This window comes from Chryseobacterium sp. T16E-39, assembly GCF_002216065.1.
Classification (GTDB): Bacteria; Bacteroidota; Bacteroidia; order Flavobacteriales; family Weeksellaceae; genus Chryseobacterium.
The window spans coordinates 1,752,598-1,774,589 of record NZ_CP022282.1 but is presented as its reverse complement, the minus strand read 5'-3'; the positions used below and the strand labels follow the sequence as shown (position 1 = coordinate 1,774,589).

22 protein-coding genes and 1 pseudogene are annotated in these 21,992 nt (G+C 36.4%); 13 read left to right on the top strand and 10 right to left on the bottom strand.

The features are described from left to right. Positions 1-213: 213 nt before the first annotated feature. On the top strand, positions 214-1,101 hold the full coding sequence (locus CEY12_RS08000; RefSeq protein ID WP_089027194.1) for a helix-turn-helix domain-containing protein: 888 nt from the start codon (positions 214-216) through the stop codon (positions 1,099-1,101). A gap of 76 nt (positions 1,102-1,177) precedes the next feature. Here CEY12_RS08000 and CEY12_RS07995 read toward each other — a convergent pair whose 3' ends face one another. From CEY12_RS07995 to CEY12_RS07985, 3 genes and pseudogenes are all read right to left on the bottom strand, one after another. Then, positions 1,178-2,281 (bottom strand): DNA topoisomerase IB, encoded by a 1,104-nt coding sequence (locus tag CEY12_RS07995; protein ID WP_089027193.1) that lies wholly within the window; start codon positions 2,279-2,281, stop codon positions 1,178-1,180. A gap of 12 nt (positions 2,282-2,293) precedes the next feature. Further along, a complete protein-coding gene (locus tag CEY12_RS07990; protein ID WP_089027192.1) occupies positions 2,294-2,461 on the bottom strand; it encodes a phosphatidate cytidylyltransferase in 168 nt (55 codons plus the stop codon). Positions 2,462-2,482: 21 nt separating this feature from the next. Further along, positions 2,483-2,919: pseudogene (locus CEY12_RS07985) on the bottom strand (DUF6526 family protein). A 1,154-nt stretch (positions 2,920-4,073) separates the two neighbouring features. Here CEY12_RS07985 and CEY12_RS07980 point away from each other — a divergent pair. The 7 genes from CEY12_RS07980 (at position 4,074) to CEY12_RS07950 (ending at position 12,782) form a co-directional block, all read left to right on the top strand. Beyond that, positions 4,074-5,843: an aminopeptidase P family protein gene (locus CEY12_RS07980; protein ID WP_089027191.1), complete on the top strand. Its 1,770-nt coding sequence runs from the start codon at positions 4,074-4,076 to the stop codon at positions 5,841-5,843. A gap of 1,022 nt (positions 5,844-6,865) precedes the next feature. Beyond that, positions 6,866-7,432, top strand: a complete 567-nt coding sequence (locus CEY12_RS07975; protein WP_089027190.1) for a Crp/Fnr family transcriptional regulator — start codon at positions 6,866-6,868, stop codon at positions 7,430-7,432. A gap of 56 nt (positions 7,433-7,488) precedes the next feature. Then, positions 7,489-8,505: a saccharopine dehydrogenase gene (locus CEY12_RS07970; protein WP_089027189.1), complete on the top strand. Its 1,017-nt coding sequence runs from the start codon at positions 7,489-7,491 to the stop codon at positions 8,503-8,505. After that, complete coding sequence (locus CEY12_RS07965) at positions 8,502-9,080, top strand: NAD(P)H-dependent oxidoreductase (RefSeq protein ID WP_089027188.1); 579 nt, start codon at positions 8,502-8,504, stop codon at positions 9,078-9,080. Before CEY12_RS07970 ends, CEY12_RS07965 begins: the two co-directional genes overlap by 4 nt. A 184-nt stretch (positions 9,081-9,264) precedes the next feature. Next, complete coding sequence (locus CEY12_RS07960; protein WP_157676785.1) at positions 9,265-10,185, top strand: DUF4421 family protein; 921 nt, start codon at positions 9,265-9,267, stop codon at positions 10,183-10,185. An 89-nt stretch (positions 10,186-10,274) separates the two neighbouring features. Then, on the top strand, positions 10,275-11,660 hold the full coding sequence (gene mnmE / locus CEY12_RS07955; protein ID WP_089027186.1) for a tRNA uridine-5-carboxymethylaminomethyl(34) synthesis GTPase MnmE: 1,386 nt from the start codon (positions 10,275-10,277) through the stop codon (positions 11,658-11,660). 258 nt (positions 11,661-11,918) lie between these two features. Further along, complete coding sequence (locus CEY12_RS07950) at positions 11,919-12,782, top strand: phosphatase PAP2 family protein (protein ID WP_089027185.1); 864 nt, start codon at positions 11,919-11,921, stop codon at positions 12,780-12,782. Between the two features lie 63 nt (positions 12,783-12,845). On the opposite strand, the gene CEY12_RS07945 is transcribed toward CEY12_RS07950, so the two are convergent. Continuing rightward, positions 12,846-13,289, bottom strand: coding sequence for a DoxX family protein (locus CEY12_RS07945; protein ID WP_089027184.1), 444 nt, complete (start codon positions 13,287-13,289; stop codon positions 12,846-12,848). A 145-nt stretch (positions 13,290-13,434) separates the two neighbouring features. After that, the gene (locus CEY12_RS07940) at positions 13,435-14,970 is read right to left on the bottom strand and encodes a PLP-dependent aminotransferase family protein (protein ID WP_089027183.1); all 1,536 of its coding nucleotides are present in this window, start codon (positions 14,968-14,970) and stop codon (positions 13,435-13,437) included. A gap of 107 nt (positions 14,971-15,077) precedes the next feature. Here CEY12_RS07940 and CEY12_RS07935 point away from each other — a divergent pair, with 107 nt between their 5' ends. The 3 genes from CEY12_RS07935 (at position 15,078) to CEY12_RS07925 (ending at position 17,303) form a co-directional block, all read left to right on the top strand. Then, complete coding sequence (locus CEY12_RS07935) at positions 15,078-15,695, top strand: nitroreductase family protein (RefSeq protein ID WP_089027182.1); 618 nt, start codon at positions 15,078-15,080, stop codon at positions 15,693-15,695. Between the two features lie 30 nt (positions 15,696-15,725). Beyond that, the gene (locus tag CEY12_RS07930; RefSeq protein ID WP_089027181.1) at positions 15,726-16,271 is read left to right on the top strand and encodes a carboxymuconolactone decarboxylase family protein; all 546 of its coding nucleotides are present in this window, start codon (positions 15,726-15,728) and stop codon (positions 16,269-16,271) included. Between the two features lie 114 nt (positions 16,272-16,385). After that, on the top strand, positions 16,386-17,303 hold the full coding sequence (locus CEY12_RS07925) for an NADP-dependent oxidoreductase (protein ID WP_089027180.1): 918 nt from the start codon (positions 16,386-16,388) through the stop codon (positions 17,301-17,303). Positions 17,304-17,425: 122 nt separating this feature from the next. Here the strand turns inward: CEY12_RS07925 and CEY12_RS07920 are convergent, their stop codons facing one another. Next, positions 17,426-17,932 (bottom strand): dihydrofolate reductase family protein, encoded by a 507-nt coding sequence (locus tag CEY12_RS07920; RefSeq protein ID WP_089027179.1) that lies wholly within the window; start codon positions 17,930-17,932, stop codon positions 17,426-17,428. Between the two features lie 97 nt (positions 17,933-18,029). Here CEY12_RS07920 and CEY12_RS07915 point away from each other — a divergent pair, with 97 nt between their 5' ends. Then, positions 18,030-18,374, top strand: coding sequence for a winged helix-turn-helix transcriptional regulator (locus tag CEY12_RS07915; RefSeq protein WP_089027178.1), 345 nt, complete (start codon positions 18,030-18,032; stop codon positions 18,372-18,374). A 119-nt stretch (positions 18,375-18,493) separates the two neighbouring features. Here CEY12_RS07915 and CEY12_RS07910 read toward each other — a convergent pair whose 3' ends face one another. From CEY12_RS07910 to CEY12_RS07900, 3 genes are all read right to left on the bottom strand, one after another. Next, positions 18,494-18,910, bottom strand: a complete 417-nt coding sequence (locus CEY12_RS07910) for an acyl-CoA thioesterase (protein ID WP_089027177.1) — start codon at positions 18,908-18,910, stop codon at positions 18,494-18,496. A gap of 137 nt (positions 18,911-19,047) precedes the next feature. Next, entirely contained in the window at positions 19,048-19,518 is a 471-nt protein-coding gene (locus CEY12_RS07905) for a cupin domain-containing protein (RefSeq protein ID WP_089027176.1), read from the bottom strand. 102 nt (positions 19,519-19,620) lie between these two features. Next, a complete protein-coding gene (locus CEY12_RS07900; RefSeq protein WP_089027175.1) occupies positions 19,621-20,319 on the bottom strand; it encodes a DUF1826 domain-containing protein in 699 nt (232 codons plus the stop codon). A 382-nt stretch (positions 20,320-20,701) separates the two neighbouring features. Here CEY12_RS07900 and CEY12_RS07895 point away from each other — a divergent pair, with 382 nt between their 5' ends. After that, complete coding sequence (locus CEY12_RS07895; protein ID WP_089027174.1) at positions 20,702-21,319, top strand: fused DSP-PTPase phosphatase/NAD kinase-like protein; 618 nt, start codon at positions 20,702-20,704, stop codon at positions 21,317-21,319. Between the two features lie 90 nt (positions 21,320-21,409). On the opposite strand, the gene CEY12_RS07890 is transcribed toward CEY12_RS07895, so the two are convergent. Further along, positions 21,410-21,982, bottom strand: a complete 573-nt coding sequence (locus tag CEY12_RS07890) for a GNAT family N-acetyltransferase (protein WP_089027173.1) — start codon at positions 21,980-21,982, stop codon at positions 21,410-21,412. Positions 21,983-21,992 lie beyond the last annotated feature (10 nt).

Sequence of the window (21,992 nt, the reverse complement as noted above, 5' to 3'; positions counted from 1 at the left end):
GGTGGGGTTTGAGCGTATTAGAGTATTAGAGTATTAGAGTATTAGAGTATTAGAGTATTAGAGTTGCGGAGAAATTTTAGTAAATGAGATTCTCATGTATTGTTACACTGTTACACTGTTATATTGTTACATTATTACACTATTATATTGTTACATTAATAACACTCATTATCATTCTATTTTGTTTAATTTTAATTAATATATAATCAGGATATGGAAGTATTATCCAATTTTCAGTACAAAAAACTTTTTCTCCCTAATATTACCGAGAAAATATTGGCTAATAATGCGGATGTACAGCTTTACCGGCTTGAGAATTACCTTAAAGGGATTCTGATGCCGGTAATCCCATACCGAACCACCTTTAATTTTATCATCTTTATTACCAATGGACATATCAAACAGTATCTGGAGAATAAAGAATATCAGGCTGAACGAGGTGGAGTTATTTTTATTAAACAGGGAACGATTACTGCAACCATAGAATTATCCGATGATGCAGAAGGTTTTTTCCTGGCTTATGAGAACAGTATTTTATCAGAACAGGAACTACCCAAACATAAAACCAGTATTTTTTTCATGACTCCTTTCCTTAAGCTGGATAGCCTGACGTATGGAACGATTACGCAGCTTCTTCCAATTATGGAACAGGAATTATGGCTTAATAATCTTAATGTGAATGATGTGGTAATTACCATGCTTCATCTTATTCTGGTTAAAATGCTAAGCACGGATTTAGACAGCCATCAGAGATTGGCAACCCGCTCTATGGAGATTTCCCTGCAGTTTAGAGACCTTTTATTTAAATACCATGTCGCAGAAAAAAGAGTAGCTTTTTATGCCGGAAAGTTATCGGTTACTGAGAATTATCTCAATAAATGTGTAAAGAATGTAACGCAGATTTCTCCTAAACAATGGATCAATGAGATTGATATCAATTACAGTAAAGCATTACTGCATTCCAGTAAAGATATTGCTGAAATAGCTTACGAGCTTAATTTTCATACGGCCTCTCATTTTACCCAGCTCTTTAAAAAGATAACGGGAATGACTCCAAAAGAATATAGGGTTCAGTTTTTACAGAAAGATAAATCCGGATAGCATTAAGAGTTTGTGATCAGAATAACCATATTTAATATGTTTACAACATAACCAGCAGCCATTTAGAACTGGCTGATTACATTTTTTCGTTTTCAAGGATTTTTAATACCAGTTTTTCTTCCTGGGTTAAATCTGCCCGGCCATCATTTACTTCAATGTCTTCCAGCTCGTCAAGATATTTCTTAATGGTATTGTTTTCGTAGAGATTGATAACTAAGGGATGTACATAATATTTTCTGCAAACTGTACTGGTATTACCGAGATGTGAAGCCACAATATCCAGTGCTTCTTTTACTTTCTTTTTATATTCTGTATTGTTCTCAGCGTAACCAATTTCTTTAAAGGCGATCAAAGCACTTACCGTCCCGGACCAGGTTCTGAAATCTTTTGCCGTAAAATCTTCACCACTTATTTCTTTGATATAATCATTCACCATTCCTGAATCTATAGAATGCCGGTTTCCTTCATCATCATAAAACTGGAAAAGTTCCTTTCCGGGAATATCTTTACATTTCTGCACAAGTCTTGCCAGCTTTCTACTTTTAAGATCAACATTGTGCATGACGCCTTTTTTTCCTTTGAATGAAAAGGTCATTTTCTGTCCATTGATCTTAACATGTTTGTCTTTTAAGGTAGTGAGTCCAAAAGATCCATACAGTTTTTCATAAGCGTTATTTCCAATTCTGATGTTGGTGCGCTGCATAAGACTTACAATTAAGGCAAGGATCTTTCTTTTTTCAAAATTTCTCAATGCCAGATCTTTTTCCACTTGCAGGCGAATTTCAGGTAAAGCATATCCAAACTGAAGCATCCGGTAAAATTTGGTATGGTTTCGCAATGCGCTCCAGAGTGAATGATATTTGTATTGTTTTCTTTTTTTTATATCAAATCCGGTTGCCTGCAAATGACCGTTATCTAAGGCGCAGATCCATACATTTTCCCATGCCGGGGGAATTACCAGTTTATTAATTCTGGTAATTTCGTCCTGATCTTTAAGCCGTTCTCCATCTTTAAAATAGGAATATTTTTTTCCTCTTCTTTTACGAATAATTCCGGCGGTTTCTGTATCGGAGGTGTAAATAAGATTTACAGCCTTTGCAGAAGCCACCGGATCTTTCATGATCTTAACAATCTTAGAAGGTTTAAGGTGGGAGATCAAATCAAAGTCGTCATTATCCATGATGAAAAATGGTTACGAGTTTTTACCCTTCGAAAAAATTAGTAATAGAATAACGACAACTGCTACAACCAGCAGGATTCCCCACCACATTCCAGCCTTAAAGATGGTTTCGACGGCTTCACAACTTGTTAATAGTAATAAACTTAATACTGCAGTACTATATAAGGGTAACTTTTTCATATTAATTTATTTTAGTGTTATTTAAATTCGATGGTTATCAGGTCTCCAGTTTTTAATTGATCTTTTAATCTGATCTCCGGAAATATTTTCATTTAATGCTTGATATAAAAGCTCTTTAAATTCATCATCATAAGCAAATCGTAATGCTGCAATCTGGCCGAAATTTAATTTCTCACAAACTTCATCCGATCTTTTATTAAAAATCTCAAAATACCGCTGTCTGAATTCCAGTCTCACAATACGGTTTTGGTTGCCCAATGCATAATGCTGCCGCACATGATCGCTAAATAAAGGATCAGAAAAATAACAATCGAAAATAAAATCCAACTCAATTTGTTTTCAGAATCATTCCAGATATTATACATTCCTATTCCTTCTAATATGAGCAAAAGCGGAAGGTAAATAAAATGATGAGGTGGATAAAATTTCCTGTGATTTTTATAATTCTGTTTTCCCATAGAATTCTAATGTAGCAAGAATCTTTCCAAAACGTAATATTTTTAACAATAATTGCAAAATTTCAGGTATTAAAATATGATTTTTATGGTTAAACGATTAATTTATTAGCTAATTGTTAAATGGCTGTCATTGTTGACCTAAATGTTATTCATGTAAAAAGGTAACTCTATTGTTATTAATGATCTTGTGATCTTATTTTTAACGCAAAGATTAATAATGATAATCGATAACTGAGATAGCAAAGAGTAGCTTCGCTGATGAAGCTTATCTACTAAAAAAAATCTTTGATTTTTTCTAAACTTATGTGTACTTTCTTATGCAGTAAGTATTAAACTTAAGCTCACTAAAGTGTTTAAAAACTTTTGTGCCTTTTGACTACATTGAACCTTCGGTTTGTGGTTAAGTTTACTACGGTTCTCGATACATTTTTCTTCATTTCATAAAGAAAAACACTCGAACTGACGACAGATGATTATTTCTCGGAATGTACTTTTTCTATAAGGCTGCTGTTATCGATTGAATTGCTTCATATTCATTCATAATAACAAAGTCGGTAAAATATCAGGAACCAAAAAATCAAAGATTTTTAAAAAGCTTATGTGTACTTCTATGCAGTATGCATTAAACTTAAGCTCACTAAAGTGTTTAAAAACTTTTGTGACTTTTGACTACGTTGAACCTTCGGTTTGTGGTTAAGTTTACTGCGGTTCTCGATACATTTTTCTTTATTTCATAAAGAAAAACACTCGAACTGACGGTAGATCATTATTTCTCGGAATGTACTTTTCTATAAGGCTGCTGTTATCGATTGAAATTGCTTCATATTCATTCATAATAACAAAGTCAGTAAAATATCAGGAACCAAAAAATCAAAGATTTTTAAAAAGCTTATGTGTACTTTCTTATGCAGTAAGCTTAAACTCACTTAAGTGTTTAATAACTTTTGTGCCTTTTGACTACGTCGAACCTTCGGTTTGTGGTTTAAACTGCCTCTCATGAGATTACTTGTTCCCTTTACTTCTCGCAACTACAACTACTAAAGATTGATCTCTTTTGAAAAAATAAAATAACCATCAATTCACGAAAAAACGGCGAATAATTTGAATCTGAAACCTCAAATTTTTTGTAACTTTCGGTTTTAAAAAATTGAAAAATGACTTCAAAGGAAAAAGTAGCTGCGCTTCGCGAAGAAATGCAGAAAAATAATGTTGATGCATTTATAATATATTCTGCAGATCCGCATATGAGTGAATATTTACCGGAAGAATGGCAGGAGAGAGCATGGCTCTCGGGATTTCTGGGTTCAGCAGGTTTTGTCGTTGTTACCAAAGATAAAGCAGGACTTTGGACAGATGGAAGATATTTTACACAGGCTGCATTAGAATTGCAGGATTCCGGGATTGACCTTTTTAAAGACGGGATCGAAGGGACACCCAACTATATTGACTGGATCATTTCAGAAATTCCGGCTAATGGAAAAGTTGCCGTTAATGCTGTTGCAACTTCTCATGCTAACTGGGAGCTGCTTTCTCAAAAATTAAAAAATAAAAATATCAATCTTGTAGATGCTCCTTTATTGAAGGAAGTATGGAAAGAAAGAGGAACACCATCAAAGAATCCAATTTATATCCAACCTGTAGAAAGAGCAGGAAAATCTGTTACCGATAAATTATCAGCTATTCGTCAGAAAATGGAGGAGCAGGAGGTTACCTATCATATTATTTCCAGCCTTGATGATGTAGCGTGGACGCTCAACCTTAGAGGGAGTGATGTACAAAGTAATCCCGTATTTTTGGGATATATCATCATTACAAAAAATGATGCGATTCTCTTTACCGATCTTGAAAAACTGGAAGTTGTAGCAAGAAAACAATTAGATGATGCTTTCGTAAAAATGATGCCTTATGAAGAATTTTATAACCATCTGAAGACTGTTAAGAATGAAAAGATCCTGATTTCTCCAAACAGTAATCAATCTATTTTCGAAACATTAAAAGCTGATAATCAATTTGTAAAAGCTCCGGTTCCTGGGAATTTAATGAAGGCTCAGAAGAATGAGACTGAATTGGAAGGTTTCAGAAAGGTAATGGTGAGAGATGGGGTAGCAATGGTTAAATTCCTTTACTGGCTGACTCACAATGCCGGAAAAGAAGCGATGACAGAATATTCTATCGGTGAGAAATTGTTTGGATTCCGTGCTGAAGGAGAAAATTTTGTAGGAGAAAGTTTCGGTAGTATTGTCGGATATAAGGATAATGGAGCTATCATGCATTATTCAGCAAAAAGTGAAGGAAGTAAAGAGGTAACGAATGATGCGAGCATCCTGGTAGATTCGGGAGGTCAGTATCTGGAAGGAACAACCGACATTACAAGAACTTTTGCATTAGGAACAGTTTCTGAAGATTTCAAGAGAAATTCTACTTTAGTACTACAGGGATTGATCCGTTTATCTATGGTGAAATTCCCGAAAGGAACAAAAGGGGTACAGTTGGATGCTGTTGCAAGACTTCCGTTATGGATGGAAGGAAAAGACTTCAATCATGGAACAGGACATGGCGTGGGAAGCTTTATGAATGTACATGAAGGACCTCAAAATATCAGAAAAGATCTCAACCCACAAGAACTTCTTCCTGGAATGGTTTGTTCAAATGAGCCGGGGTATTATCTTGAAGGAGATTACGGAATCCGTCATGAAAACCTTATCGCTGTAAAAGAAGCTGAAAAGACTGGATCAGGGACTTTCTATGAATTTGAAACTCTTACATTCTGCCCTTTCTTTAAAGATACGATTGTAAAAGAAATTCTGTCTGAAAAAGAGATAGAATGGCTTAACCAATATCACAATACCTGTGAACAGAAATTGTCACCTTATTTACAGGGTGACATTAAAGAATGGTTCTTACAATTAGTAAGTCCACTTTAATTTAAAAATTGTTAGATAAATTTAAAAGCTCTGTAAATTATACTTATGGGGCTTTTTTATTGGTCATTGCGAGAAGCAGAGCGACGAAGCAATCTCGCGAAGTAATTTAAACTACAAACCGAAGGTTCGACGTAATCAAAAGCTACAAAAGTTTTTAAACACTTTAGTGAGTTTAAGTTTAATTCATGCTGCATAAGAAGTTCACCTAAGTTTTAAAAAATCAAAGATTTTTTTCCATAACGATAAAAATCTGCTTAATCATCTTAATATGCGAGAACTAAAATAATCGAAAACCTCTGTGCGATCTGAACTATCAGTAGAAATAAAAATTTGATCACAAACCGAAGGTTCGACGCAGTCAAAAGCCACAAAAGTTTTTAAATGCTTTAGTAAGTTTAAGTTGAATGTATACTGGATAAAAGGTATACATAAGTTTCTTAAAAATCAAAGATTTTTAAGAAATACAGATTTGATTAAATCAATAACTGCATGATAATAAGCAGTTTTACAGCTTAACAATTGAGCGATTTGTCTTTTTAACCTTTTAGCCATTCACTAGCCCAAAAAACAACTCTCCGTATTTTCCCGGGTGTATTTCTAGGGATTACCCTGAAAACTCATTGTATCCTATCATCTACTTTTGTATCAAGAAAAACAGACACCACTTCATTTTATATATTTTCAAAACACAAACAGTTGAATCATCTCAATTTTGGGATGATTTTTTGTATAAAAAAATGATTTCGTTGTTTTAAACAAGTATTTCGGATAATATAAAATAATTTTTTAATTACACTACCGTATTTTCCCGGATATATTTATAGGGATTCCCCTGAGGTACAAAAAAATGATGGAAACTATATTTGTATAACAAAACAGACATCATTTCATATCTTCATATATACATTTAGTAAATTTAAAACGGTAAATCATCTCAGTAATGGGATGATTTTTTTTATGGGTCATTAAGAACATAGTTTTGTTTAATTTTGATCCCTAAACTAAAATGATAATATAGCTCAATGATTGAAGAGTACTTCCAAAGCTTTAAAATTTTCTCTCAAAGTGAAATAGAAAACTTATTGCCACTTTTTGAAAGAAGAAAACTGCATAAGAACGATTATTTTGTATATGAAGGAGATCATTGTAAAGAGATCGCTTTTATAGAATCAGGTATTTTCAGATCCTTTTATACGTCCAGCGAGGGAAAGGATACGACCTATTGTTTTCGATTTCCTAATGTGTGGATAGCTTCGTATTCTTCATTCATTTCAGGAAATCCTGGTGTTGAGAGTATGCAGGCGATTTCTGAAGCTTATCTTCTGGTTCTGAAAAAAGAGAAAATAGAAAAATTAGCAGATGAAAATCCCAAATGGATCTTGTTCCTGAAAATGATCGCTGAGCAGGAATATCTTGAACTTGAAAAACGTTTTTTTGAACTGCAAAGAGATAATGCCAAGCAAAGATATCTTTCCTTAATGAAGAATCAGCCCAACTATATTCAGGATATCCCACTTCAGTATTTATCTTCCTATCTGGGGATTACCCAAAGGCATTTAAGCCGCATCCGAAAAGAGATTACTTTTTAGACATTTGTCCTGTTAAATGATTCTGTATCGCTCTAGTTTTGTCAAAAAAATTAGAGATGCAGTCAAATATTTTAATTATCGGTGGGAATGGAATGGTAGGAAAGACCATTGCCCGTATTTTCAGGTCCAGAAACCCACAACATCGTATTTTTATTGGAAGCCGCAGAGCCGGAACAACAGAAAACGATTTAATTGTTGATGTTACGAAACCTGATACTTTTCAGACTATTCTTGATCATCATATCCAGCTGATCATTCTCTCAGTGAATGATAAGGAAGATTATATCCTTCGTTTTGCTATAGAAAACAAGATCGATTACCTGGATATTACCAAACCAACCCCAGACTTAATGAATGCGTATGAATTGGCTAAACAACAAAAGGTCAACAGCCGAATCGTTTTCAGTTCCGGATGGATGGGTGGGATTGTCAGTGGGTTGGTCAACACATTTTCAGAACAGATAAAAGAGGTGAAGCTTTTCGTTTATTATTCTGTAAAGGATCTTGCAGGGGAAAGTTCTGCCCATTTTATGGCAGAAAATGTAGCAAAACCTTTTTCAATGTATAAAAATAACCAACCAGTTTCTGTAAAACACTTTTTAGATTCAGAATTGTTTACTTATTCTTTTGGAATAGGAAAAAGGACAGCTTATAATTTTGATGTACCGGATCTATATATTTTAAATCAAATTGAAAGAGTTCCCGATGTAACAGTTAAAATGACCTACAATTCAAAGTTTATTACCTGGCTTCTGGGTGCTTTTCAATCACTGAGGATTTTCAATATTTTATCTTTAAAGGAACGCAGAATGATTTTTGGTTCAAGTGGTAAGGGTGACCAGTCTGTTTTTGATATTGTGATCAAAGGAAATAAAGGAACTAAAACGATCAGCCTGAAAAGTGCCAGAGGCCAGGCAGAATTAACCGCACTGTCTGCTGTTTTGCATGCTGAAGAACTGCTGAAAAATACACTTGATCATCGTATTTACTTTAGTCATCAATTGCATCAGCCGGGTAAATTATTAGCGGGACTGAACGCTTATGAAAGCATTAACATACAAACCATAGAATGAAAAAAATAGCAATTATCAACGGACATCCTAATAAGAGCTCATTTTGTTGTGGATTGACTAAAGCGTATAAAGAGGGAGCTCTCAACTCAGGAGCTGAGGTTAAAGAGATCATTATTGCAGATTTGCAATTTAATCCTAATCTGCAGTTTGGATATCAAAAAAGAATAGAACTGGAACCTGATCTGCTTAAGGCTTGGGAGATTATTCAATGGGCTGAGCATCTGATTTGGATTCATCCTATTTGGTGGGGTGGTTTACCAGCCATTACAAAAGGTTTTATTGATCGGCTTTTTCTTCCCGGAATGGCATTTAAATACCGTGAAAATTCTGTATGGTGGGATCAGCTTTTAAAGGGAAAAACAGCTCGTATTATAACAACTTTAGATCAGCCGGGTTGGTATTACCGGCTGTTCTATGGTCGTCCCAGTGTTAATCAGCTTAGTAAATCAACGTTGAAATTTTGTGGGGTAAAACCTGTTAAGGTTACTTATGTTGGAATTATAAAGACTTCAGATGAAGAGCAGCGTTCCAAATGGCTTAATAAAATATGGGTATTAGGACAAAAGCAAAAGTGATCGTTTAACCATGCGAATTATAGAATTTAATAAAAATGGCTGAATGCTATTGATGTTTTTTATAAATTTTGGTTTTTGTATTTTTTTATTCATTAGAAATGGAAATAATACTTAAATTGCTTTCTGTTTAAGATGTCATAATGAACAGATGGTTACATATAATGGAGTTATTTAATTCATGGATATGAAAAAACTTTTAATCGGTTTAATACTACTATTATCCGTTTCATATATTCGTGCTCAGAAAATAGACACCACCTATATTAAGCCGTATCCTCAAAAATACAGGATATCCGGATATCTCTCTACCAGTTCGCTGGAAGTGGACGACACAGACAGGCATTATACTCCCAATTATCCATTGAATACCGGTATAGGTTTCGCAATCAAAAATACGATTGTTGGCGTGCAGCTGGGTTACGGCTTTATTCCTTTAACGGCTAAAAAGAAGTATGGGAAAACAAAAACCCGCGACTTTCAGATCCATCATTACGGCAGGAAAATGATATTCGATATATTTTTTCAGGATTACCGAGGTTTTTATGTAGACAAAGGAAAAGATGAAGATCCGGAAATGTTCCGGAGTATGTCGGTGAAACAGATTGGTATGGAAGGGACCTATCTCTTTAATGGAAAGCAGTTTTCATCTAAAGCTGCGTTTGATCTCGATGAAATCCAGTTGCATTCCAAAGGAAGCTGGCTCGTAGGGGGTGGTGGATATTATTATCAATTGAAAGGAATGGAAAGAAGCGGCACTGATGGAACCTATGGATTGGAAAACTTCCAATTGGGAATCAATGGAGGTTATGCTTATTCCTGGGTGGTGAGTAAGCGTTGGATGATGACGGGTACGATTCAGGCCGGTGCGAATTTTGGAAATGCTCCCAAATTATTGAAAAAAGGAAAAGTTGAAGTCTATCCAACAGCGTTTGCCCGAATTGCAGGAAATTATCATAAAAACAACTGGGGTATTTCTTTAGCGGTTATCGTCAATAATAAAATGGTTTATCCTGTAAAAAGAGAAGAATTGAGTTTGACCGCTATCACAATGCAGCTTTCTTACGTTAAACATCTGGATGATCTTTTTAAATCTAAAAAGAAATAGAAAATGTACTCTGATCTCAATCGGTGCTATAGACAATCCGTATAACCATTTACTATAACAATTTCCATTAAAAACCGTAAATTTGCCCCATGAATAACGATACCATTTGTGCATTGGCTACGGCCAATGGAATAGGAGCTTTAGGCATTATCAGGGTTTCGGGTAACGATGCTTTATCCGTCGTTCAGAAATCTTTTCCCGGTAAAAATCTTGAGAAGCAAAAATCTCATACCATTCATTATGGGTATTTCATGGATGGAGACGAAGCCATTGATGAGGTGATGTTATCTATTTTTTTGGCACCAAAAAGCTTTACCACTGAAAACTCTGTAGAAATAGCATTCCACGGATCTCCACATATTGGAAAACGTATTCTTGAAACCCTGACCAAAAACGGGGCAAGAATGGCAAAAGCCGGGGAGTTTACGCTTCGTGCCTTTATTAATGGGAGAATTGACCTTTCACAGGCTGAAGCGATTGCGGATGTCATTGCTTCTGAAAATGAAGCTTCCCGAAAAGTAGCCATTAATCAACTGAAAGGGGGGATTACCAATGAAATATCAATTCTAAGAACTGATTTATTGAACTTTGTTTCATTGATCGAACTGGAACTGGACTTCGCTGAAGAAGATGTGGAATTTGCAGACCGTTCAGCATTGAATCAGTTACTAAGTAAAATAGAACTCAAATTAAATTCCTTGATTGAGAGCTTTCAATACGGTAATGCCATTAAAAATGGAACTGCTGTGGCGATTATCGGTAAACCCAATGCCGGAAAATCAACTTTGCTAAATGCTTTATTAAAAGAAGAAAGAGCAATTGTAAGCAGTATCGCCGGAACCACAAGAGATACCATTGAGGAAGTTTTACATATTAAAGGGCACGCATTCCGTTTGATTGATACTGCCGGATTACGTGAAACAGCTGACGAGATCGAAGCAATAGGGGTTAAAAAAGCCAAAGAGAAAGTTGAAAATGCTAATATCCTGGTATACCTGGCAGATGCGGCTACAGAAGATTTTACAGAAGATATTCAGATGATCCAATCATTGGTAAGGGATGATTTAAAATTAATCATCTGTGCTACAAAGATTGATGAGGTTATTCCAACAAAATATGAAAATGTTGAAAACGTGTTTAGAAATGAGATCAGCCACGAATTCGATTTTATTACCATCTCAGCCGTTGAAAACCAAAATATCCAGGATCTCAAAAATGAATTGTCTTCCTATGTGGAACAAATGAAATCCCAGGAAAGTAATGTCGTGATCACCAATCAGCGACACTTTGAATCATTGCACAAATCCTTAAACGCAGTACACAAAGTAAACGAAGCTATCTCCTTCCGAATTTCAACGGAATTATTAGCTTACGAACTTCGTAATGCTTTGGAACATTTAGGAGAGATTTCGGGAGAGGTTACGAATGATGAGGTGTTGGGGAATATTTTTTCTAAGTTTTGTATCGGGAAGTAATTGTTATTGCAAGTCGAAAGGAGAAACAATCTAATAAACAACTTTATAGCTGTTCTTCTCTTAGAACTCATAAGTTTATTATAAAAATTAGAGCGAGTTTATTAAACTCGCTTTTATATTTTAATTTAAATGAATATTAGTGTTTAAAGTCAGATTTTTTAGGGATATAACATAATAATGGATATTGTTTTTTTCTATCATTTGAAAAAAAACTCGCCTCTTTAATATTGTAATTTTGCATCTCTCAAAAAAAGAATAATGAAGCAGGTTTTTATATTACTACTGTTCTTACTTTTTAATTTTATTTTTTCGCAAGAGGTTGATAGTTTAGCACTTAACAATGGTACAACAAATGATACCGTACTCATTTCTAAAAAAAATAGTATTGGCAGACAGTTAGTAGTGGATGGTAAACAAATATTCAATAATATAGGGCATAGCTATTTGAGCCCATTATCATGGAAAAAGGACAATTGGCTTGATGTAGGGGGAGTGGCATTAGGAACGGTGTTATTGTATACGGTAGACAACAATACCAGTCAGTATTTTATAGATCAAAGTCCTAAAGTCCCTAAGGTCATTAAAAAGTTCGGATATTATTTTGGAAGTCCACAGAATAATTATGGCATTACCAGTGTGGTGTATTTAACAGGACTTTTTACTAAAAATGACAAAATCAGAGATACCGGAGTTCTTATGATTTCTTCTGCGACAACAGCGGGACTGATTCAAACATTATCTAAAACATTAGTGGGAAGGGCAAGGCCGGGAACAGGTGTGGGAAAATCTTATTTTAAACCTTTCAGTGGTGAGGCTGAATACCGGTCATTTCCATCTGGACATACCGTATTAGTTTCTACGACGATGTTTGCTTTAGCCAAACAGTTTTCAAATCCATGGGTGAAGGCAGGGATTTACGGTGTAGGTTTTATAACCCCTTTATCAAGAATGTGGGAGGGGGCTCACTTTTTTTCAGATATATTTCTTAGTACTGCGATCAGCTATTTCATTGTAGATGGTACCTATCGATATATGCAAAGGAATCATGAGAAAAAAGAACAAAAATTTTCCTGGAAATTAAGTATGTCGCCTAATATGCTTGGTTTGCATGGAACATTTTAAGAATTATTATTAAACCCTTTTTTTCATTAATGTGGCAAAAACAAAGTATTGCCACATATCAGTTTACAACGACCTTTTTTTAATATACTCATCGATACTCCATGGATAATGATCGAGACCGGAAAGGACTAATGCTCCGCCGGTAAAAACAAATACAGGATAACTGAATGGGGCGCTTATGCTTACAAATATTGCCATGCAGAGACCAAGAATAAGAGTAAGTATACCGGCACCTAATGAAGCTTCTTTAATCTTAAAGCCTACAATAAGCAGTACCCCAAATACAAATTCTCCAAGGGTCGCAAAACCGCCCATTATATTGGCTATTGACCTGCTCGCAAAAGGAATGAGTGTATTGGTGTAATCTATGAAATGTTTCCAGTCACCCCATGCTGCTCCGGAACCGGGAGGTCCAAGTAATCCTAATCTGTCCATGACAGGAATTAAAAAACCAACGCCAAGAGCCAATCGTAACAAAAGCTGGCCTATTGCCCTAATATTTTTCATTTTATTGTATGTTTAAAAAGCAAATATAAAACGGCCGTTAATAAGTTCTGGGGACCAATTGTAATATAGCCTGGGGGCCAAATTAAAATAAACTTGTGATATATACTCTTGGTAAGGCTCACTCAATACTGTGTCCCTTATTGTTTTACGGATTACGTTTCGTGGTAGACAATATAAGAGCCTGTTTCCATATTTGAATAGCATGAGCCATTTCTGTTTCATCCACAGAGCAATAGCCCATACGGATAAAGTTATTGGATGTAGATGTATTGGGTTCAAAAAAGTAATTGCTGCCATCACTGATTTTCAATCCTAATTTATCCGCATTCTTAGCTACCTCGCTGGCACTTATACCTTGCCTGTAGCTTGCCCAGATGGCTAGCCCTCCGTTTGGACGGTCAAACTTTATATATTCTTCTAAATGTTCTGAAAGCAGCTGGCAGGTATTTTCCAGTCGACCCTGATAAATTTTGTATGATTTTTTGATGTGCCGGGAAATATCTCCTGCGATTAAAAGTTCAGCCATTGCTTCTTCAAGTAACTGCTCTCCTTGCCGGTCAATTAATCGTCGGACTGCAGCCGCTTCGTTAATTACTGTTTCAGGAGCAATCATAAAACCAATACGGATACCTGGAGCAATACTTTTACAAAAGGAGCCTACATAAATAATGTGACCACCTGTATCTACACTGGCCAAAGGCAGAAGCGGATTGCTTGTAAAATGATAATCAAAATCATAATCATCTTCCAGTAATGCAAATCCGTACCTGCTGGCCAGGTTTATGAGCCTCATACGCCGTTCCGCACTCAGTGTGACCGTGGTAGGGCGGTGGTGGTGGGGAATGATATAGATCATTTTGGGTGTTTTTTGTTGACACAACTGTTCAATCCTGTCCACGTCCATTCCGTCTTTATCCACAGGAATAAATACAAGATTTGCCCCTGCCAGCTTAAAGATTTGATTGGCGTCGAAATATCCCGGTTCCGGAACAAATACAGTGTCACCGGGACGAATCAGCAGCTGGGTTGTTAAATAAATGCCCATCTGGGTTCCCTTGGTTATCAGTATTTCATTTTCTGTGACTTGCATTCCTCTGGTGCGGTTTAAAAACTTAGCAAGTTCAACTCTTAGTCTGAGTGAACCATATTCTGAGCCATACATGAGGAATTGATTGGCCAGGCGTCCTTTTCCAAGCCTTCTGTATTCTCTGACCAACTGATCAATGGGTGCAATTCTGGGATCTGGAAAACCGTCATCAAATTTATATAATGGCATCCGTGTTCCGGGGGTAATAATGTTACTATTTTGATCATCAACCGTTGTATAATTAAAAGGCTCTTTTGTGATAAGAGGATAACCCGGCTGTGGATTACGTTTTAACTTCTTACTATTTATATCGGCCATGCGTGCTGATGTTTCAGGCAGTTGGCTTGAAACATAAACACCACTTCTGTCTTTGGTTTCTACCCATCCCTGTGCATTCAATTCGTCGTAAGTTGCTACAACAGTTTTACGGTTGAGATGAAGACTCTCAGAAAGTGCACGTGAAGAGGGAAGCATCTGCCCGGGTTTTAATATTCCCTGGCATATCAATTGGATAATTGAAGACTCCAATTGCTGATATAAAGGTCTGTGCTGACCTTCCTTGTTAAATGTAATTTCAAGAAGCTTTTCTATCATAACTGGACCCTTGTCTATTTTAAATTTGGCCCATAAAGGTAGCCAAATTATGATATAATTTTACCTGAAAATTAAAAATCCATTCTATAATCCTAACATTGAAAATTATGACAAATCCGGTCATCGAAACCATTTTAAGTCGCAGCGCAGCTAAGTATTATGATACTACCGCTGTATTGAGCGACGATCAAATCCGTGAGTTGGTACAAATTGGTACTACTGCACCTACATCTTTTCACTTACAAAACTGGCGGTTTATCGCAGTACGTACCCCTGAGGCCAAAGCAAGGTTACGTCCGATTGCCTGGAATCAGCCCGCCATCACAGATGCAGCTGTGACTTTCATTGTGATCGGCCAATTGGTTGATACCAGTGTGATACCCAGTCGTCTTGAGCCATTGGTAAAAGCGGGTGTTATGCCTGAAAGTATGGTTCCGGAATGGGAAATTCCTGCACGTGATTTATATATGGCTTACCCTCAGCGCAGAAGGGATGAAGCAATACGGACTGCTACCTTCGGTGCTGCTGCCATAATCTATGCAGCCCGATCTCTGAATATGGGTTCAACACCAATGATCGGGTTTGATTTTGATGCGGTAGCTAAAGAGTTTGGACTGGCAGAAGATGAAGTGCCGGCTATGTTGTTATCTGTGGGCCCGCAACGTCCTGGTAACTGGATACAGAAGCCACGTCGCCCGCTTGAAGAAGTACTTGATTTAGTGTAATTATTAAATAGAAACAGTAAAGAATTTATTATGCCTAGAATTGAAGCATTAAAGCCGGAACATGTACCGGCTGATTCAAAACCAACCCTTGATGCGTTTACAAATAGTCTGGGTTTTACTCCAAATATGATGGCAACATTTGCCGCAAGTCCCATTGCATTTAACACCTGGGCCACATTCTTAGGAAGCATGAGCAAAGCGCTTGATGTAAAAACACGTGACAGTATTGGACTCACAGTTTCTGAAGTCAATGGTTGTAACTACTGTCTCACCGTTCACAGTTATACGGCAGAGCATATGGCAAAACTTACCCCGGAGGAAATCATCCTTGCCCGAAAGGGACATGCCACGGATCCAAAGCGCGATGCAGCTGTTCAATTTGCACGTAAAGTGATAGAGACTCGAGGTAATATCAGTGATTCTGATTTTAATGCGGTAAAAGATGCCGGATATACAGATGCTCATGTACTGGAGATAATTGGCCTGGTGACGATGTATTCTTTGACCAATTTTATCAATAATGTATCTAATCCTGACAAAGATTTCCCGCAAGTCGTGCCTGCAGGGATGATTTGAGAAGAAGATTAAAAGGTAGAGGAAAGCTAAATTTATTTTAACCTTTACCTATTACAATCACACCACATACAAGATTACTATGTGTAACTTTATTAATAAAAACGTAGATAAATTATGAAAGCAATTATCGTAACAAATGAGGCTGAAGGAACAGCCGGCATGAAACTAACGGAAAGCCCTGAACCGATCGCTTCGATGAATGAAGTGGTCGTTCAGGTTCATGCTTCAGGATTCACTTTCAATGAGCTTGAGTGGCCATCGACCTGGACTGATCGTCATGATGTAAGCCGGACACCCTCTATCCCGGGACATGAATTTTCAGGTATCGTTACTGAGATGGGCTACGGTACAACTGGATTATCAGTGGGGCAGCGCGTATTTGGTCTTGCTGACTGGTACCGCGATGGCTCACTCGCAGAATATATAACCATTGAGGCCAGGAATCTGGCTCCTTTGCCGGGTGATGTTGATTTTGAGACAGGTGCAGCGCTGGTGATGCCTGGCTTAACTGCCTGGCAAGGGATATTCGACCATGGGCAGCTAAAATCAGGACAAAGAGTAATTGTTCACGGAGCGGCAGGTGTCGTGGGTTCAATGGCAGTTCAGTTGGCTCGTGAAGTTGGTGCATATGTCATTGGTACGGGGAGAGCAAGCGGTCGTCAAACGGCTCACGACTTTGGAGTGCATGAATATATTGATCTCGATAATAGCAGATTAGAGGATGTTGGCCATGTTGATCTTGTTTTCGATGTTCTGGGTGGGGAAATCGCGACGCGATCTGCAGGAGTGATTCGGGAAGGAGGAACATTGGTCACTATTGCAGGCCCGATTGATGCAAGGCCTGTGGGGGGACGTACAATAGATTTCATTGTCGAAGCCAATCGTGATCAATTAACTCAACTGGCTCAGCGTGTTCGGGATGGATACCTTAAAACAAATATTGGTAAAGTTGCACCACTTGAAGATGCCGTGGCAACCTTCGCTCCCAACATGCATCTCACAGGTAAAACGATTATTCGTATCCGTCCGTAATAAAATGAGTTGAAGAAAATGAAAAAAAAGACTGGTCATTGGCCAGTCTTTAGTTTAAAAAAAAGAGCAAACATTTTTAGGGATATCCTGATTATATTTTTAATTGTTTATTTGGCGATACACTATTTCCTTGTCAAATGAAGTTGGAGAAAACCTTCATTAATTGTATGTTCTGCGATCTCAAATTTTGTATCAAGCTCTTTGTTGTTTCCTAAAAACCCTCCATCTCCTGTGATCAAAGGGCTCATATTGAAGTGGAGGTTTGTGACCAGATCTTTGTCTATAAAAGCGTTAAAGGTATTTATTCCACCTCCAATAGCAATTTCCTGTAAGCCTTCAGATATGGCATAGTCAAGAATGGCTTCAGGGCTCTCAAATGTCTGATAACCTTCTGCTGAATAGGGTTTATCGGATAGTATTATAATGTTTATGCTTTTAAAATGCTCTTTTACTTCATCGGGGAATTTTTGGAAGTTTTCAAAAGTTTTAACCCCAATAATGAGACTTCCTATTTTGTTTGCCAGTTTAATGTAGAACTCCATTGCTTCTTTTGGCAGCTGATGGTGTGGATTATCGGATGATAATATTCGTCCATTAACTGAAATGTTGGCTATTATGGTTACTTTCATTGGATTAGAATGTTTTGATTATGGACGTAAAATTAAGATATACCGACGGTATGTTTATTATTGATTACCTTTAGGAAAGTAAGTTTTATATGAGATTATGAATTGCAGTGATAAAGAAAATTTAAAAGAACGCACTTTAGCATTAAGAGATACACTCGATTTATTAGGAGGTAAATGGAAAATTTGTATTCTACGTAACCTATATTTTGGTACGATGAGGTTTAAAGATTTACAGGAAACGGTATCAGGTATTTCACCAAAAGTACTGTCAAAGATGTTGTATGATCTTGAACAAAACCTGCTCATTACGAGAAAGGTCAATAATACAAAGCCCATTACGGTTTCTTATACAATTACCGAATATGCGAAAGAAACAATACCTGTCATTGAGGCTTTGCTCGATTTTGGATTGAAACACAGAAGGAGAATCAAGGCAAAATGATTTAAGACAGAAAAATAATTACAAAAATTAAAAGCGGGTCTAAAACCCGCTTTTTTGTATTAAATATTGTAATGCAATCATTCAGAATTTTAATTCAGGTTATTGCATTTTCTGATTGTTTAGTCTTCTAAAACCGGTGCATTTTCAATGGTTGCTTTCAGGGATTCAGGAAGGAATGGTCTGCCCCCTTTCGCTGGAACACAGGTGCCTGTAAAAACAGCTTTTGTCGTGATCTTGCCATTCAAAATAATTGATTGCTTGAAGTGCAGTTTAGGAGCTCCATTTTTATCACGGAATAATTCACAGGTTACCGTAAAAGTATCTCCCTTTTTTAAGGATCGGAGAAAACTGATAGAGTATTCCGACAAAACCATATTCACTCCATTCTTTGCTTCATTTTCAAGATTAAAGCCTAAAATTTCATCAATATATTCATGTCTGCAATATTCCATGTAAAATGGATAGTACAAGCCATCCATAATTTCTTGTACATCAATGTGCTCATCTTTAGCTACATATTCTTTTGAATACTTCATAATGATAACTTCTATATTAGAGGATAAATCTAATTATAAATTTTACCAAATCAAAATTGAAACTATCTATCTTAGACTGTGCATTAAATATAACAGACCTGTGTTGAAAGCAGCTGTATGATTTACTTTATGTTGATTTATGAGGGGTTATTTGTGGTAATGACAAACATGATTAAAGGTTCGTCTCCTATATTTTCTATAGAATGATAGCCTATGGAACTGATGGCTGTAATGTCTCCTTTTTGAAGAATCTTTTTTCGCTCTGCTCCCTGGGTTCCGGTTCTTTCCCGATACTCTCCGGTTCCATGGACAACGACATATAGTTCCTCTTCATTTCTTTGATTGTGTGTATGAAAACCAGACTCGTCCCCTTTGTTTAATAAAACCATATAGGCAGCCAGACGGTTATTGGCTAATTCCTGGTGATCGAACATTTGTATCATATAGACCGTTCCTTTTCCACCGTACATGTTTTCACGTTTATCTACTCGGGTAATAGTTCGCTCGTCTTTTTCAAATGCCATTACATAAAGATGGATGTATTTTGAAACCTCCTGTATAACGTGGTCAAATTCTGCTCCTTCGGACAGTATAACTGTATCAGCCATGTGTATTAAATATTAATGTATAGTAATGTACCCAAAATTATAAAGCAATGCAAGAAAAATAGGGGTCTCGTTATATATTGGTTTTTGAACAGATTATATAATTTAACAGATCAAAAGCAGTCGGTACTCACCATCGTTTTCAACCGGAGCTCTATGAACACAAGGCAGGACCTTCTGTGAAGGATGATCCACTGCAAGACGCCAAAGATGCCCTGATCCCATACTGATAGGCTCTGCATTAGGCTTAGGTTGATAATGCAGATCGAAAAAATATTCTTTCAGAAAAGCTTCAAATTCTGCTTCCGGACCATCATGTAATTCCTTAAGCTTTTCCCGGATTTCTGGAATCAGAGTTTTTTGTTCGACCTGATCATTAGGTAAAAATTCACTGGCGGTACCATGATAGGTACACAAAAAAGTATCAGTACTGACAGGCGAACGATCTACATGGTAAGAATATACGTCGGTTGAAATGAAATCCAGCTCCTCATCTCGTTCGTAGCTTTTAAGTAAATTGAGAGATGGCTGCGCACCAAAATCTGTTAGCAGTTGTAAGTCATTTAGAATAATTTCTCTTGCCCTGATTCCTTTTTCTGATAATGGTAGTGCTAAAAGGTCTTCGGTGAAAACTTCCGTAACATTATCCTTCAATTGAAGTTTAGAAACAATTTCTTTAAAATCTCCATCCCAATCTCTGTGCCAGCAAATAGCATTCATCGCTCCCTGAAAGTTGGTGTTAACGAGTTCAGGAAAAGTTGAAACCAGACCAATTTGATTGTTATCAGAAAATGTATTGTTCATAGGTAGAATATGGAATGAATATTTTAATTCTTTACAAAAATAAGAAATAGGTCAGAAGAAAATCCAAAATCAGTTTTGTTTTTATAAGCCACGACTGATTACATGCTAATAGATATACTGTAAATGATGAGAAGAGTACAATCGGATTCTGGCTGCTGATAAAAAGAAGAGAGTAGGCTAGTATATTGAAAGTAAATTCAATATAAACGAAGTTGAATAAGAATGTAATAAATAAATATTTCTCTATTTGATGAAATAAGTATTTTTATTTATACATTTGTTGGCATTATTTTACATAAAGCAGAGGGGTTGTTTCCTCATAAAACTTAATGGAAAATAATAGTAATCAACAGCAAGTGTATCACAAAAAATAGTACAAAACATGAAAAAAACGATTTTTTTTATTTTAGCATTGAGCACGCTGGCTTGTGCTCCTGAAAATTCTGAAGATTTACAATCTCAATCCGCTTACAGCTCCAAAAATGCTGAACTAGGTATTACTTCTAAAAGTTCAAGACCTCAAAACTGGGCTCAAAAAGTTACAGGATCACCTTTTGATAATCTGTATAAAGTTAATAATGATGTTTATAGAAGTGAACAGCCTGATAGTGAAGGCTATGACTTTCTTCAGCAAAAAAATGTTGCATCAATTCTTAATCTGAGATCAGGTCATACCGACAATATTAGCGGAACTAATTACACAGGTACTTTATATCATGTTCCTATGGTTGCTTCAGATGTTTCGGATGTAGAGATTATCCAGGCTTTAAGAATCATAAGAACAGCTCCCAAGCCAATAGATATACATTGCCAACATGGGAGTGACAGAACCGGAGTTACTTTGGCCATGTATCGTATCGTATTTCAGAATTGGAGTAAAGCAGATGCTACGAAAGAGATGAAGGAGGGAGGCTACAATTTCCATTCGCAGTATACCAATCTGGTTAATTATCTCAGAGATGTTGATGTAAATTATATTAAAACACAGGTGTTTAACTAGCTTGGTTTAAAACAATATTTAAAAGTCCAATATCATAGTGATGTTGGACTTTATATTTTAGGGTTAAATTAATAAATGGGATAACAATTCTCAGCCAAAATTATTATCAGAAACCGATGAATATCCAGAATTATAAAGAACATACGTAAGCATTCCTTCGACATTTTCGTGGTCGTGTTGAAATGTATCGCCTCCCAATTTAAAATTTAATTTTTCCAATATGCCAACTGATTGGGGGTTATGGGCAGATGGGAAGGCTGTGATGATGTCAGCTTTCATGATTTCAAACCCAAAATTGATGATCTCTTTTACGGCTTCTCCTATGATACCCTTTTTTTGAAATTCCGGAAGCAGTTCGTATCCGATTTCTATGGACTTATTAGACAGATCAAAATTCCAAAAGCATACGGCACCGATTAAAGCAGATTCGTTTTTGTAGGAAATTACCCAGAACAGGCATGCATTTTCCTTAAATAGCTTTTCAATTTTATGGATATAAGCAGTCGCATCATGTATGCTTTTTGCAGGTTCTCTCCCCGTTAATCTGGCGACTTCATGATCAGATCTTAGTTCATAGATTGCCTGAGCGTCCGCAAGGGATAATCTTCTTAAATCTAAACGTTCAGTTTCTAAAGCTGGAAATAGAGGGAATTTAACATTCATAGTATATAAA